Raw genomic sequence first — 15,387 nt, 5'->3', positions numbered from 1 at the left:
CATGGATAGCCTCGGCTTCAAGACCGCAAAAGCATTTAGCCTCAGAGTTCGGTTTAAGAGTTAGTGTAATAAGTGATGCTGTCTGGTGAGACTTTACTATTTTAAAGCCTTCCCAGAATGACGATAGGAAAGTATGATTCGGCATGAAAACGGTAGTTTGTGTATGATTTTTGTTTGGCGACTAAACCATATCACTTACTACCGTTTTTGTTTTTAGTTCCCGCTAATCCGCGATGAACCTTTTTTTTGCCTATAACCTGCCCCCTCAGACACAACAAAATCATGACTAAACTTAAGACACAGAAAAGCCCCCAGCATTGAGGGCTTTTAGTTAAGTTAAAACACTCGCTAAGCAAGCAAGTTAGGCAGCATCATTTTTAATCAGCTCTCCCAGCACAGCTAGATCATTCCCTAAATCAACCGAACCACCTAACTCAGTCGCAACCCCTTCAACCACGATAGTTTGAACATCGCCTCCTCCATTGATTGGGATGGACAGCGCAATATCTTCGCCGTCGACAGAGACCTCTATCGCATCAAGTAGCTCAGCCATTTGAATTTCGTCTTGAGGATCTTCAAGCAGGTCATTGAGATCGATCAGGTCACCAGAACCACCAGTGTAAAGTTCAAAGTCCTTAATGATGTCTGTTCCGTTATCGAGCGCAGAGTCTAGCCAAGTGAAAATGTTGTCATTGCCATCACCAATCAGTAAGTCATTGCCCGAACCCGCAAATAAAGGCTCGTTGCTTGCAGCACTAGTCACGTTATATTGTTGTGGTTCTTCAATATCAACCGTCACCGTTTCGACTGTACTTTCAGCGCCATTTGAATCTACTGCGACATAGTCAAATTGAGGGTCATCGGTTACAGCTTCATTACCTTGTACGTAACGCAACTCCCAATTACCACCGGAAGATGAAAGCTCCATACCAACAATCGGATTACTTGGTGACGAGTAGCTGAACTCGTACAGGATCTGCTGGTTGCCTGTATCGCCTTCATCTTTTTGGTATTGCTCGCTAGCTGTTGTCCCGTCAGCAAAGGTATAAATCACTTCAATATGTACACTGCTATTCATATTGAACTCTCCGCCCAACCCATCTAATCCAAAATGAACAACATCAAGTGGGTTGTTGGTAAAGTCGATGATCAAGGTCTCCTGCATGTTCATACCTTTACCATCAGTATCACCAATCCCATAACCAACATGAGGCTGTTCACCTTGATACTGCTGTAGGGGTTTGTCGTTATTGTCATCAATCGATAGCGTAATGGTATTTCCGTTAGCTAAGGTAATTAGCCTTTCAGTTGGTGATACCGCGACACCCCAATTATAGAAACCATCAACGAGATCTGGCATATCGTCTGGATCACCACTGAAGCCCATTTCAAACGGTTCTCCAGGCCCCGCAACGAAGCTGATATTGTTTGGAACAAACAACACACCGTTATCGACATCAGACTGCATGATTTCTCTCGTGACGCCATTTTCATCGGTATACAAAAGGCTGCCGTTGGTTGGCAAACTTTCTATCCGAATATTAAGTGGAATGTCGTCATGGTCATCTTCCACATCTGAGATGTAATCTGGCATACCACCATCTTCAGAATCGAAAAGAATTGGTATGATCGCATCCTCATCATTGACCACCGTAAAGCTAGTCGCTTCAGGTGCATCGTTGACACCATTGATTGTTATCTCGATAACATGCTCAACACCATCGATAGCGGTTACGACATATCGCTCAATAACCTCGTCATCATCATTCAAGTATTGAACCGCATCATTATCAACAACATAACTCCATGCCCCCTCCGGAGTAATCGTTAACATACCCAGAGCAAGTGCATAAGTAGACCCAATCGGAGTAAACACACCATTGGGTTTAAAGGCTGGCATGTCGCTGGTATCTACATCAGTAATCGTTAAAGTACCAGACACCGAGAGCTCGTTGGTAGCAGGATCGACATCAACATCTTCCGTCACCTCACCCATGTCTGAATCACCCTCTCCAACGGTGATCTCAGATGGATCATCTGCACCGTTAATGGTGATGGTCACTTCGCTCGTGGTTCCGTCAATGGCAGTAACAGTGTATACCTCGGTAACGAACTCATCGTCATCGAGATATTGCACATCATCGTTATCTACCACGTACGTCCATTCGCCATCATCGGTTATGGTCAACATACCTAACGCGGTATCATTGGTTGAGCCTTCTGGATTAAACGTTCCGTTGGGTTCAAAAGCCGCGACATCGTTGGCGTCAACATCTGTGATCGTCAATGTTCCCGTCGCCATCAAGTCATTGCTTTCAGGATCGACATCGACATCCTCCGTCACCTCACCCATGTCAGAATCACCTTCACCAACGGTTATCTCAGATGGATCATCGGCACCGTTGATGGTGATGGTCACTTCACTTGTAGTTCCGTCTATCGCAGTAACAGTGTATACCTCGGTAACGAACTCATCGTCATCAAGATATTGCACATCGTCGTTGTCTACGACGTATGTCCATGCTCCATCGTCGGTTATGGTCAACATACCTAACGCGGTATCATTAGTTGAACCTTCTGGATTAAACGTTCCGTTGGGTTCAAAAGCCGCAACATCGTTAGCATCCACATCAGTAATCGTCAGTGTTCCCGTCGCCATCAAGTCATTACTTTCCGGATCAACATCGACATCTTCCGTCACCTCGCCCATGTCAGAATCGCCTTCACCAACGGTGATCTCAGACGGGTCATCGGCACCGTTAATGGTGATGGTCACTTCACTTGTGGTTCCATCAATCGCGGTGACTGTATACACCTCGGTGACAAACTCATCGTCATCAAGATATTGCACATCATCGTTGTTGACTACGTATGTCCATTCACCATCATCGGTAATGGTCAACATGCCCAGCGCTGTCTCATTGGTTGAGCCTTCTGGATTAAACGTTCCGGTGGGTTCAAAAGCAGCGACGTCGTTGTCGTCTACATCGGTGATGGTTAACGTTCCAGAGGTTGTTAAGTTGTTGCTTTCTTGGTTAACATCTACATCCTCAGTCACTTCACCTGTGTCTGAATCACCTTCACCAACGGTTATATCAGATGGGTCATCTGCACCGTTGATAGTAATGGTCACTTCGCTCGTGGTACCGTCACTTGCTGTCACGGTATAAACCTCGGTTACGAACTCATCGTCATCCAAGTACTGAACATCATCATTGTTAACTACGTAAGTCCAAGCACCATCGGGATCGATGCTCAATACGCCTAGCTGCGATTCGTTTGTTGAACCGACGAGGTTAAACTCACCGTCAGCTGAAAAGGTAGGGGTGTCGCTGTCTACATCTGTAATTACAATCTGACCAGACGTCACTAATTGGTTAGTGATTTCATCTACATCAATGTCCTCAGTCACACTGCCTGAACCATCAGTAGCTACAGCCGCATCATCAGTACCAATAATCGTTACTGTAATGACTTGTTCTCCTCCATCAGAGGTTTGCACTGTCGTTGTATCTTGAATCTGCTCGCCGTCAGCAAGTTCATCATAAGGACTATTAGCGACAAATGTCCAAGTACCATCCTCATTGACGACAAAGGTACCTAGCTCATTGTCTCCAACGACCTCTTTACCAATAAAGGTAATGTCGGGATCGTCACTAGTTAGCATGCCCCCAGTCTCAATGGGTTCATCCTGTTCAAACTCAATGACGTTAGTTTCACCAGAAATAAGCGCAAAAGCGATGATATCAAAAAGCGCAATACTTTGAGTTTCTGACAATCCTTGCGACTCAAATCCGTCTGTTTCAAAATTTGTGGCAGCTTGAGTTTCAGCCCCAGTACGTTCAATCCTACCGCTGTTGGTTAAACTCGAACCTTGCTCACCCGCTGCAGTATCAAACTCATCTCCCAATTCCGTTGGATCAAATCCATCTTCAATCGCACGCTGAACTTGAGCGATTGCATCATCAGTATCTAGTGCATTTTGTTGACCCTGGTTATCGACAAAACGTGCAGAAACACTTGGCACGCTCTCTTCACCAGTTTCAAAACTGATAATCACATCGCTAGCAGCTGGTTGTTCGCCCGGAGACAAACGTCTAACTTGGCCTTGAGCGTCGAGCACGACACTCCCACTAGCAAGGCCTAGTATATTTAGGTTGATATTTCCCATATCCATATTCCCACTTCTGCCCAGAACATGCCAAACGCGGATTCAATGCCCCTCTGCGCTGTGGCTATTTCCTACAATAAATTTAGTAGCGAGGTTATTGATAATCAACTCACTAATAGGGTGCAAGTTAGGGTAATTTCAAATTAGTCAATAGCAATAGCGACTTACATTCAAAAAAAAAACCAACAAACTTCGCATTTTTTTGCAAATGTCCTAAGCTTCGTTTAATACCCTTCTCTCAATTCAGCGATAAACGTAGGTTGGGAAACGGATGAGACATTGAAAGTAGAAGGAGAGCTACTTTGAAATTGTTTAAATTATCCATCATGTGTTGCTTAGTTGCTGCAACACCACTCGCCGCTCAAACTCTGGAGCAGTCTGTGGCTATTACCTTGGCAACAAACCCAGAGATAAAAAGCATCTTCAACGAATATGTGAGCGTAAGAAAACGTAATGATGCGTCTGGAGGAGCGTACAAACCCAGTATCGACCTTGATGCTGGTATCGGTTACGAAGGCATAAACCCTGCACCAAACAACGGCCCCGATACCGATCTAACAAGAAAGGAAGCGACGATTTCCCTCACCCAATTGCTATGGGATGGTTCTGCAACCCTGTACGACATTGACCGTACTGCCGCAGAAGCAGAATCGGTTCGCTTACAACTGTTAGCGGATGCTGAAGATAAAGCGCTAGAGGTGACACAAATCTATCTCGACGCAGTGAAAGCCACTGAAGTGCTTGCACTGTCTGAAAGCAATCTTTCGATACACAAGAAAATCTATAAAGACATCAAAAAACGAGCCAATTCAGGAATAGGATCAACCGCGGACGTTTCCCAAGTAGAAGCAAGGATCGCGAAGGCGCACGGTAACTTATTGGCCGCACAAAATAATTTGATTGATACCCATACTCAGTTTAGACGAATAGTAGGTCAAGAACCGCTAGGCTTAGTTTACCCAAGAGCCGATATTTCTATGATTCCTCTGTCATTAACAGATGCCCTTGTTGAAGCCTTGGATCAACACCCTGTCATCAAAGTCGCTACTGCAGATGTTGATTCAGCACACTTCCAATACAAACAATCGAAGGGCGTGAACTACCCTACTTTCTCCATTGAGGCTTCTCAGTCATGGCGTGACGATGCTGGTGGCGATCAAGGTTCAAGCCAAGAAACCTTAGCGATGCTACGAATGCGATACAACTTGTATAACGGTGGTACTGACAGTGCTAACTCCGAAGCTGCAGCTTACCAATTAAACAAAGCAAAAGATTTAAGAGACCGAGCTTATCGTCAAGTGGAAGAAGGTCTTCGCCTCTCTTGGAGTGCGTTGGATCTTACATTACAACAAAAGAACTTCTTATCTGATCACGTAGATTCTGCGTCAGAAACCGTTATCGCTTATGAAAAACAATACCGAATAGGCAAACGCACTCTGCTTGACTTACTAAACACAGAGAACGAACTATTTGAAGCCCGTAAAGATTACCTAGATGCGCATTATTCTGAACAATACGCTAAGTACCGTGTGATGAACGCAACGGGTTCTTTATTGAATGCTCTGCTGGTCGATATTCCAGAAGAGTGGACTACGCCCGTGGAGTATTAATGATGAAAATAACTTACTTATTACTTCCCGTATTAACGATGACTTTATTTGCTTGCTCTAATCAGCAGAACGAGGCCTACATCGAGACACCTGAAGCAAAACAGATTGCGGACCTACAAGATGATGACAAGGACGGAGTGGTTAACGCACGTGATACTTGCCCAGGTACGCCTGAAGCATCACAAGTTGATAATGAAGGCTGCGGTGAAACAATGCGTTCAGAAGAAGTCCGACAGCTGAAAATACTTTTCGCAAATGATTCTTATGATGTGAATCCTATCTTCTCTGATCAAATCACTACTATGGCTGAGTTCCTAGAAACCTACCAAAGCGCATCCATTGAGATTCAAGGTTACGCCAGTAAAGTTGGTTCTAATGAATACAATTTAGAGCTATCAAAGAAACGTGCCCATCAAGTTGAAGATGAACTACTATCGAATGGTGTCGACCCTAGCCGAGTCAGGATTGTGGGTTACGGTGAAGAGCGACTGGAGAGTGACGGTGACGACCCGACCTCTCACGCACTGAATCGTAAAGTTACGGCAACTGTCGTCGGTCTAAGCGAACAAATCATCGAGGAGTGGACCATATTCACCACCCTAGAGAAATAGCAAAAATGGAACGAGACTAACTATCAGAAACTAAGATCAATAAAGCCGTGATAGGGTTGCCCATCACGGCTTTTTTGTTCTTTGTCGTCACATGAATCGAGGGGATGAATCTGTGACGTTTCTTGCTACTCGGGAACTAGCTTGTTACTCAGTGAATAGGCTTCCTATTTAATTTAGCGAGCCTACTACCAATTATAGTTTTACTTCTTGGTGCTTAGTTTTCGGTAAAGAAATACTTAGCAGGAAGTAACCCAGGATTGCTGCTGTCGTTGATCCCATCAGGATACCTAGACGAGCGAGCGTATCAAAATCTGCGTTCGTTGGACCAAATGCCAATGAAGAGATGAAGATAGACATAGTAAAGCCAATACCACACAGCACAGACACTGCGAAGATGTTTCTGAAGTTCACACCTTCAGGAAGTTTAGCTACACCTGTTTTCACAGCACCCCAGCTGAATAAGAAGATACCCAGTGGCTTACCAACCAATAAACCCATTGCAATACCAAGCGGTAGCATGCCTGTTAAGTTTGAAATTGAGATGCCTTCTAGCGAGATACCAGCGTTTGCAAATGCAAAGATAGGCAAGATTGCAAAAGCTACGTATGGGTGCAGAGCATGCTCTAGGTGTTTCAGCGGAGAATGTTCCCCTTTATTACCTTTCAGTGGGATAGCAAAACCAATGACTACGCCTGCTAGCGTTGCGTGAACACCAGACTTCAATACTGCGAACCACAGAATGGCACCAACAATGAGGTAAACACTTAGCTTAGTTACATGCTTGTTGTTTAGCATGAACAAGACACCAGTCGCGACAAAGCCAACCGTTAGTGCAAGCGTAGATAAATCACCTGAGTAGAACAGTGCAATGATAACAACAACACCTAGGTCATCGATAATTGCTAGAGCCAGCAGGAACACTTTCAAGCTTACTGGTACACGGTTCCCAAGAAGTGCCATGATACCCAATGCGAATGCGATATCTGTTGCTGCCGGGATAGCCCAACCTTGAAGCGCTTCAGGGTTACTTGAGTTAAATAGCACATAAATTAGTGCAGGAGCTAGCATACCACCCACAGCTGCGATAGCTGGGAAGATTGCAGTCTCTTTAGACTTTAATGCGCCTTCTAAAAGTTCACGCTTAACTTCTAAGCCGATTAGAAGGAAGAAGACAGCCATTAAGCCATCGTTAATCCAGTGAGACACAGACATACCAAGAACGTAACTATGAAGTACACCTTGGTACATTTCGTTCAGTGGTGAGTTTGCTACAAACATTGCGATCGCCGCAGCGATTACTAGGATGATGCCGCCAGCAGATTCCATTTTAAAGAAGTCACGGATGACGTCGGTCATGATTTCGCCCTTATATTTATTATTTAAATAAACGAATAACAAAGAATAACCACGAGTTTATATCCAAGCTTTATCGATAGATAATCACTTCTTTGGATGTTTAACTTCGGTTTTTCCTACAAATACTAAACAATACGTCGTATATTCCATAAAGTTGTTATGCACCATAAATTAAGTATAGATGAGATCATCGAACCTGTATGCAGAATTCATTACATGCAGAGGAAAGTGGATGGCACAAAAAAAGGCTATCAAATGATAGCCTTAGATGAAGTTTAGTAACCAGTGAGCTGCATAAAGCCAGTCGCTTCATGGCTTCCGCTAGCCATGACTGGCCCTTCCCAATATGGTATGACAAATGGAAGCCACATGTCTCTGCGTATGATGCGCGTAGTCAGGTTGATATCATGCTTAGGCACGTTAATGATCCACTGAAGTGGCATTCGTCGACCATTCATCAAGGTTGTGTTTTGCAAAGGCTGAATCGAAATATCACCTTCCGTCAGCTGGTATACCTTACCGGAACGAGTTGCTAAAGTGCCGAACACATAAGGCAACTGTTGATTATGACGATAGCGATTAATGCTCAGCGCTGTACCATCATCAAGATTGAATACAAACCAATCCCAACCTTGTTGACCCACTCCGAGCAAACCACTGCCCCACTCTTTATGTACCCACGCTGTGCCTTCAACTTCCTTGGCGACACCGTCGAGATTCAACACGCCACTCAGTGATAAGAACGGCGCGCTGAAGTTATAAGATGCAACAGGTAGTAAATCGTGCTTTTTCTGATAGCCGTTCTCCCCATTAAGTACATATGGCCCTTTCGCCACTGTATCTAATTGAAGATCGAACGTATCTGTTTGTACTTGCAGGCGACCAGGAAACGGCGTGTTGCCCAGCGAACGCCAATTCCAATTATCAATCCAAATTCTAAATGGACGACTGGTCATTCCCGCTTGGCCAATACCACCACGAGCCATGCGCTGCTCTTTCCATACTTTAGACTTGGAAGAGACCACCACATTTGAGATATAGACTTGCGGACTCTGCCATCCGGGCGTTTCACGTTCGTCTGTCGCGATACGGAAAAAGCTCCACTGAACCGAATAGTCTTTGCCATCGTCCCCTTTCAAAGACGCGAAGTAGTGCCACCATTCGTGCTGGAATTCAGGATGAAACTTGAAATCTTGTGGTAGCGAAACATTACGGTCTGGTAACACAGGTTCAAACACGTTGAAGTGTTCGCTTACCAAAACAGAGTTCACCTCATTAACCCCTTTTTCGCCAGGGTCGATGAAATAGGAGTAGTAACCCCAAACACTCAAAAAGATGCCGAAGAAACTGATTAACAATAGAGAAGACAAAATCCGCTGTCTTAACTTGGTTGAGCTATTCCGTAGAAACATATTAAAGGGCATCCCTCAGTGACTTCATCGGCGTGTTCCGAATCATTCTCATCACTGGTAAAGCACCAGCTAGCATCAATGCTGCCATTGCCCAAGCAAATGTCTCTAAATAGTCCCAAGGGAGCACTTGTAACTCGAGTGACCACCCAAAAGACTGCTTGATAACGATATCAACGATCAAGCTTGCTAACGCTAAGCCAAGCGGAATCGCTATTAAAGAGGAAATAAGTCCAAACACAAACAGTTGTAAACTGCCTGTCAGAATCAGCTCTTTCGCAGAGACACCCAAACAGCGCTGCAGCGAGATATGCCTTTGCCGCGATACTTCACCCGCAACAGTTGCAAAGAAGATACCGAACACCGCAATAACCAGAGTTATATTGCCTAGCGTGTCAGCAATCGCGAAGGTTCTATCAAATACCCGCATCGCTTGACTGTGAATATTATTGTTGTCAAAGATGCGTTCAGAGCCGAGCCTGAATACGCTTTCTAATCGGCTTCTAAGACCGATTGAATTGACATCATCTTTGAGTATCACACCAAGGCCAACATTGCCCCGCCCCGCGAAACCATACAGCCAGTTTCGGTGTGACATCATCACTTGATGGTAAGGGTTACCATAATCGTAATAAACGCCCACCACTTGCCAACCAGAGCCCAAGTTGTCATAGAGGTCAATATAGTCTCCCGGGCGAATACCCAACTTCAGAGACATCGACTCGCTGATCAACACACCTTTAGAATGGTGTAAGTGATACCAGTAATTAGGAATACCGAGTTTGATGGTTAGCGCTTCTAGTTCACCTTCAGAAGGCCCCGTACTCACTACTTGAATACTACCGACTGGAGAAGCGACATCTTTCTCCCAACGCCACCAAACAGAGTCAACCTCAGGCTGTTCTGATAGCCAACTACTCATGCGAGCTGCTGCATTGTTGGTTGGGTAAATATAGAGGTCAGCCGCCAAACGCTGTGTTAGCCACTTGTCGGTGGTATCCCTAAAGCTGCCTACCATGGTTTCTACGCCAATGTTCGCTGTTAGCGCTAGCATAAATGCCATAGTCGCCACACCGCGGTAGCTCATGCTTGATGCTGCGTCCGCGAAGAACCAGCGAGCACGAACCCAACGTAATGAATAAGACAGGCTGTTAAACAGTTTCCACATTAAGAATGGCGTAAACAGAGCCACACTCACCAACATCAGTGCAATAATCGCAAAGCCAGACTCTTGAGTTTGTGGAGCTTGATACACCGCAACAGCAGCAACCAAGAAGCCACAACCAATCAACGCTTGCCAAGTGAACTCGGTGCCAGCAAAACGCATCAAAGACAAACGAGAAGACAAACGAATCGGTTGAGACTTAAGTAAACGAACCAGTGGCCAAGCACACGCTAAGAAAGCACCGATCAATGCCATCAGTAAGCTGTAACCGCTCCAACGCCAGTTCCAGTCAATCGTTAAGCCGACATTAGCGTCGTATAAATCGCCCAAACTTGAAGATACGGCAGGTAACAATTGGTTTGCTAACATCACGCCAAATACATTGCCACAGATCCAGCTCAGTAAAACCAAAAGCAGTAATTCTAAACAGAGCGCTTTAGTCAGTTGCCAACCAGACACCCCCGTCTGTCTTAAAATTCCGACTAACGGTTGACGTTGAATAAAAGAAAGCGACATTGCTTGATAGAAAATGAATAAGCCAACCACAAACGACAGCATACCCATCGCTTTTAAATTTAAGTGGAACGCACTGGTCAGCGACTCAAGTTCAGCTTTAGAGCTGCGCGAAATCGTCAAACCGTTTGGCAGCATGTTTTTGAGACGTTCAAACTTCTCGGTAGACATCTCTGAGCAAGCAATCACAGATAAACCAGCACTTCGTTTGAGCATTCTCAGCAGCGAAATATCAGCAATCAATCTTGTACCATTGATAATGTTGTTCTCGTCAACCATCACAGGGCCAAGTTCAGAGCCATCCAGAAGAGGAATGTAATCACCATTGTTCCATTGCATGTGTTCAGCGAGATCATCGCTCACAAGAATCGGATACGGCGGCTTCATGAGGTTTAACGTATTGAGATCTTTTAACGCGGCGCCCGGTTGCAGTTGAAGCATAGAAACTGGGTCTATGCCAATCAGCATGAAGTTTGAACCGTTTTCATCAGTGATACGATGGTGATCAAAAGGAGAACACTGCTGAAAGCCTTCACGGCGAAGATGGATATAAAAGCCTTGTGGGATTTTATTGGCGTTGTGTTTTGGTCGAATACGGTAAGGAAGAGGATTCGAAAAGAGTTTTTCGCCATGTGTATAGCTTTGTTTGGCGTGTTGGTTAATAGCAGTAACACCAACCAAAAGTGATACGCCGAGGGTTAAACCAAGCCATACCAAGATAATCTGAAGTGGGTAACGTCGATAATGACCGAGTAGTGCCTTAACTACGGGCCATAACATGCAGTTGCCCTCCTTGTAGACGGATCCGGCCATCCATGTGTAAGGCTACTTTTTCACTGTGTGTCACCAGCAACAAAGTGCATTCTAATTGGCGAGCCAAAGACGTAAGCAAACGCATTACCGCTTCGGCATTACGCTCATCTAGACTACCTGTCGGTTCATCGGCCAATAAGATTTTTGGTTCCATATACAACGCACGAGCGATTGCTGCACGTTGTTGCTGCCCACCAGACGCTTCTTCAGGGTAACGACCAAGCAAAGGCATAAGATCTAAAGCCGAAAGAATCTGTCTCCAGAGCCCCTTGTCTTCAGGTAGGCCTTTTAATTGGCGGCAAAAACGAATGTTATCGGCGATATTCAATGTCGGCAGTAAGTTGAACTGCTGAAAGATATGGCCGATGTTGTTTCTGCGATAAGCGGTGCGGTCACGCTCGGTAGAGTCGTGCATGTTGAAGTGAGGGAAAGCGATTTCACCTGAATCGGCTAGGTCTAAACCCGCGATAAGATTCAGTAAAGTACTTTTACCTGAACCGCTTTCGCCCATTAATGCCAGCTGGTCACCTTGGTTTAATGTCAGTTCAGCACCTTGCAAAACAGGGTGGAACTCCCCCCCATCGACATAGCCTTTACATAGGTCTGACAGCTTTAACATTAAACAGCTCGCATTAGTTAGAATTTGGAAGGAGAATCTACACTAATTCCCTGTTAGGAGGAAGTATTTTGAAAGATAGATCACACACCAACGATAAAGTGATGCGATTGGTGCGCTCGACTTCAACTTCCTATCAAGTTTTTAATCCATTTTCTTGTTTTCATGCGATAGAGCGACCCGCCCCACTTAATCACTTCTTCAGTAAGGAACAGCAGGTAAACCCACTCAGGTGGAAACTTAAAGTAAATAGCAGCGATGGCTGCCAACGGAATACCTATCACCCACTGAGCAATCAGATCTTGGTATAGACAGAACTTAACGTCACCACCCGCTCTGAGTACACCAACGATCACTGTCATTGGAATAGAGCGGATGACAATACCCACGCTCAGGATCAAAATAAACTTCTCAGAAAGTGCTCGGGTTTCTTCAGTCAAAGCACTAAAGGCATTCAATATTGGCGTTTGTATAAAGTAGAGGAAAATCGCCACTACAATACTGGTCAAGAAACACAAAATCGTTAAGCCTAACGCTTGATAGTAAACCGCTTCATTGTTCTTCGCACCTAGCTGGTTACCCACCAAAACCGCGGCTGCATTCGACATACCAATCAATAAACTCAATGAGATCGATTCAACTGGCGTCATCACCGATAGCGCTGCTAAACCTTGCACTCCTGATTGCCCCATAATGGCGTGATAAGCGAATAAGCCCCCCGCCCAAGCCAAGAAGTTGAAGGTTGTCGGCAGAGACAATTTCAAGAAGCGAACCACTTTCTCCACTGTAGCCGCTGCTTTGATATCACAAAATTTGAAGGCCAATAAATGTTGAGAGAAATAGAGGTAGCCAAACAAGGTCGCCACTTCAATTGCGCCACTCAGTACGGTCGCAATCGCTGCGCCTTTGATGCCAAGAGCAGGAAACCCTAAGTTACCGAAGATCAGCACCCAGTTTAAGAAGACGTTAGACAGGATACCAATACCACTGAAGAAAGTACTCAATCCAGGTTTATGCATCGCTCTTAGGCCAACGGCCATACTGCTGACACACGATACGGCTAACATGCTAAATGAGGTGATAACGATGTATTCAACGCCCAAGTTAATCACTTCTTGAGAGTCGGTAGTCACACCCATAATTTGTGCCGGGAAAGAGACAAAGAACACGATGGTCAACAGCGCAAACAGCGTCGAAACCAGCCAGGTGAGTGCTGTGCTTTCTCTCACACCTTGCTTGTTGCCTGCTCCCCAATATTGAGCGGTAAGCAGAGCCCCGCCCGTGGTCACGCCCACCAGCATAATAGTGGTTACGAACATCGCACGGCTTGCAACGCCGACTGCGGCAATATCTGCTTCCCCAAGTTGTCCTAACATCAGTACATCCACTAAGCCTCGACTTGAAAACATGATGCTCTGCAAGGTGATTGGCAAAGCAATGGCAATCAACCTGCGAACAAAATCGCCGCGTGTGTGATGGATAATTGAAGAGAGCAACATAGGAATACCTAAACGGAACGTGTTGATGAATAAAGATAAATATCGCGCTATTATATCAATGTTCGGTTTTTAACCACAGATATAAATGGAGTAGTAATGAAGAAAGTACTGGTTTTAGGCGCTTCTGGATATGTTGGTTCACAGCTACTTCCCCTTCTGCTAGAGCAAGGTTATCAAGTAACCGCAGCAGCAAGGCATATCGACTACTTAAAAGCGAGAACTGAGCCTCATGAGAGTTTGTCACTTGAATATCTCGACCTAGCTGACCAAGCGGCAACACAAGCTTTGGTTCCCGACTTTGACCTTATCTTCTTCCTTGTCCACGGGATGGCTGAAGGGCATGACTTCATTGATTACGAGTTAAACCTAGCCCGCAACTTTGTCTCTGCACTTGGCCCTAAAAACCAGCATGTTATCTACCTGAGTTCACTTCAGCCTCAAACCGGCGACTCTGAGCATCTTCAAGCTAGAAAGAAAACGGGTGAGCTGCTTCGTAAAGGCTCGGTTCCTGTTACTGAGCTTCGAGCCGGTGTCATCATTGGCCCGGGTTCTGCTGCCTTTGAGATAATGCGAGACTTCGTTTACAACCTGCCAATCATGATTGCGCCGAAATGGGTCGATTCGAAAGCGAACCCTATCGCATTGAAAAACCTAAATTACTATTTGTTAAAGCTCGCGCAAGATACTCCAAGTGAAAGCCAAACCTTTGAGGTGGGTGGGCCAGATATCGTCTCTTATCGAAATCAATTCGCCCATATTGCCAAAACCGCAGACCGTCCACTCAGATTGTGGGCAACCTCCCTACTCACACCTAAAATCGCTTCTTATTGGCTTGGCGTGGTGACCTCTGTCCCTTCCAACATAGGTAGAGCCTTGCTCGCAGGCTTAAAGCATGACTTCATTGCCAACTCGACTACCATCCAAGAAAAGTATCCACAAAAACTCGTCTCGTTCGAGAGCATGGTGGAACAAGCGATTCACGCAGAAGGTAACTTCGTAAAAAGTAATGTGTGGGGCTTTGATAAAACCGCCTTTAAACGCTGGCAGGCCGGATATGGTTACTATCCTAAGAAAACAGGCGCAAGTATCACGTCTAGTGCCTCATTAGAGTCGCTTTGGCACGTCGCTCAACAGATAGGCAGCCCGAAGCAAGGTTACTTCTTCGCTAACGCTTTATGGCGCACAAGAGAATGGTTAGATCTTCTGTTTGGCAGTGGTGTACCCGTTCGACAAATGCCGGAAGGACCAAAACTAAAAGTGGGCGACAAAATCGATTCATGGAAAGTCATTCGTTGTGAAGAGAACCAATTTCTATCGCTACTGTTTGGCATGAAAGGTCCAGGATTGGGACGACTGGAGATCACCGTTTCTGACAACGGAGATTCTCGTGAACTGAACATATCAGCTTGGTGGCACCCTAAAGGCTTTCTAGGATTACTGTATTGGTTCGCAATGATGCCAGCTCACCTGTTTATCTTCAAAGGGATGGTGAAAGCGATAGAGAAGCAGGCACAAGAGCAGATGCGAGATTCGAATAACGAGATGCGAAAAGACTAAGAGCGAGATACGCGTGACTAGATGAGAAAAGATAAAAAGATACGAGTAAGTGATACTCGGTTACTCG

9 protein-coding genes are annotated in these 15,387 nt (G+C 45.3%); 3 read left to right on the top strand and 6 right to left on the bottom strand.

Going from position 1 to position 15,387, the window contains the following annotated elements; genetic code table 11:
- Positions 1-361 precede the first annotated feature (361 nt).
- Positions 362-4,171 carry a VCBS domain-containing protein gene (locus tag L1D22_RS20885; RefSeq protein WP_239831097.1) on the bottom strand — a complete coding sequence of 1,270 codons (3,810 nt, stop codon included), beginning with the start codon at positions 4,169-4,171 and terminating at the stop codon, positions 362-364.
- Positions 4,172-4,473: 302 nt separating this feature from the next.
- On the opposite strand from L1D22_RS20885, the gene L1D22_RS20880 reads away from it, so the two are divergent.
- Positions 4,474-5,781 carry a TolC family outer membrane protein gene (locus tag L1D22_RS20880; protein WP_239831096.1) on the top strand — a complete coding sequence of 436 codons (1,308 nt, stop codon included), beginning with the start codon at positions 4,474-4,476 and terminating at the stop codon, positions 5,779-5,781.
- Positions 5,781-6,392 (top strand): OmpA family protein, encoded by a 612-nt coding sequence (locus L1D22_RS20875; RefSeq protein ID WP_239831095.1) that lies wholly within the window; start codon positions 5,781-5,783, stop codon positions 6,390-6,392. The genes L1D22_RS20880 and L1D22_RS20875 overlap by 1 nt, the downstream gene beginning before the upstream one ends.
- A gap of 192 nt (positions 6,393-6,584) precedes the next feature.
- On the opposite strand, the gene nhaA is transcribed toward L1D22_RS20875, so the two are convergent.
- From nhaA to L1D22_RS20850, 5 genes are all read right to left on the bottom strand, one after another.
- Positions 6,585-7,748, bottom strand: coding sequence for a Na+/H+ antiporter NhaA (gene nhaA, locus L1D22_RS20870; RefSeq protein ID WP_239831094.1), 1,164 nt, complete (start codon positions 7,746-7,748; stop codon positions 6,585-6,587).
- Between the two features lie 275 nt (positions 7,749-8,023).
- Positions 8,024-9,172: a lipocalin-like domain-containing protein gene (locus L1D22_RS20865; RefSeq protein WP_239831093.1), complete on the bottom strand. Its 1,149-nt coding sequence runs from the start codon at positions 9,170-9,172 to the stop codon at positions 8,024-8,026.
- Positions 9,162-11,615, bottom strand: a complete 2,454-nt coding sequence (locus L1D22_RS20860) for an ABC transporter permease (protein WP_239831092.1) — start codon at positions 11,613-11,615, stop codon at positions 9,162-9,164. The genes L1D22_RS20865 and L1D22_RS20860 overlap by 11 nt, the downstream gene beginning before the upstream one ends.
- Entirely contained in the window at positions 11,596-12,267 is a 672-nt protein-coding gene (locus L1D22_RS20855) for an ABC transporter ATP-binding protein (RefSeq protein ID WP_017060385.1), read from the bottom strand. The genes L1D22_RS20860 and L1D22_RS20855 overlap by 20 nt, the downstream gene beginning before the upstream one ends.
- Before the next feature lie 122 nt (positions 12,268-12,389).
- Positions 12,390-13,763 carry an MATE family efflux transporter gene (locus L1D22_RS20850; protein WP_239831091.1) on the bottom strand — a complete coding sequence of 458 codons (1,374 nt, stop codon included), beginning with the start codon at positions 13,761-13,763 and terminating at the stop codon, positions 12,390-12,392.
- A 96-nt stretch (positions 13,764-13,859) separates the two neighbouring features.
- Here L1D22_RS20850 and L1D22_RS20845 point away from each other — a divergent pair, with 96 nt between their 5' ends.
- Positions 13,860-15,320 (top strand): DUF2867 domain-containing protein, encoded by a 1,461-nt coding sequence (locus tag L1D22_RS20845; protein ID WP_239831090.1) that lies wholly within the window; start codon positions 13,860-13,862, stop codon positions 15,318-15,320.
- Positions 15,321-15,387: the final 67 nt, after the last annotated feature.

It is taken from the genome of Vibrio sp. Isolate34 (genome assembly GCF_022397915.1).
Taxonomy (GTDB): domain Bacteria; phylum Pseudomonadota; class Gammaproteobacteria; order Enterobacterales; family Vibrionaceae; genus Vibrio.
This window is presented reverse-complemented; position numbering and strand designations above follow the sequence as displayed.

Bases quoted from the DNA above. Each gene is read 5' to 3' on its own strand.
- L1D22_RS20885 (WP_239831097.1), bottom strand. From the start codon at position 4,171: ATGGGAAATATCAACCTAAATATACTAGGCCTTGCTAGTGGGAGTGTC.
- L1D22_RS20875 (WP_239831095.1), top strand. From the start codon at position 5,781: ATGATGAAAATAACTTACTTATTACTTCCCGTATTAACGATGACTTTA.
- nhaA (WP_239831094.1), bottom strand. From the start codon at position 7,748: ATGACCGACGTCATCCGTGACTTCTTTAAAATGGAATCTGCTGGCGGC.
- L1D22_RS20865 (WP_239831093.1), bottom strand. From the start codon at position 9,172: ATGCCCTTTAATATGTTTCTACGGAATAGCTCAACCAAGTTAAGACAG.
- L1D22_RS20860 (WP_239831092.1), bottom strand. From the start codon at position 11,615: ATGTTATGGCCCGTAGTTAAGGCACTACTCGGTCATTATCGACGTTAC.
- L1D22_RS20855 (WP_017060385.1), bottom strand. From the start codon at position 12,267: ATGTTAAAGCTGTCAGACCTATGTAAAGGCTATGTCGATGGGGGGGAG.
- L1D22_RS20850 (WP_239831091.1), bottom strand. From the start codon at position 13,763: ATGTTGCTCTCTTCAATTATCCATCACACACGCGGCGATTTTGTTCGC.
- L1D22_RS20845 (WP_239831090.1), top strand. From the start codon at position 13,860: ATGAAGAAAGTACTGGTTTTAGGCGCTTCTGGATATGTTGGTTCACAG.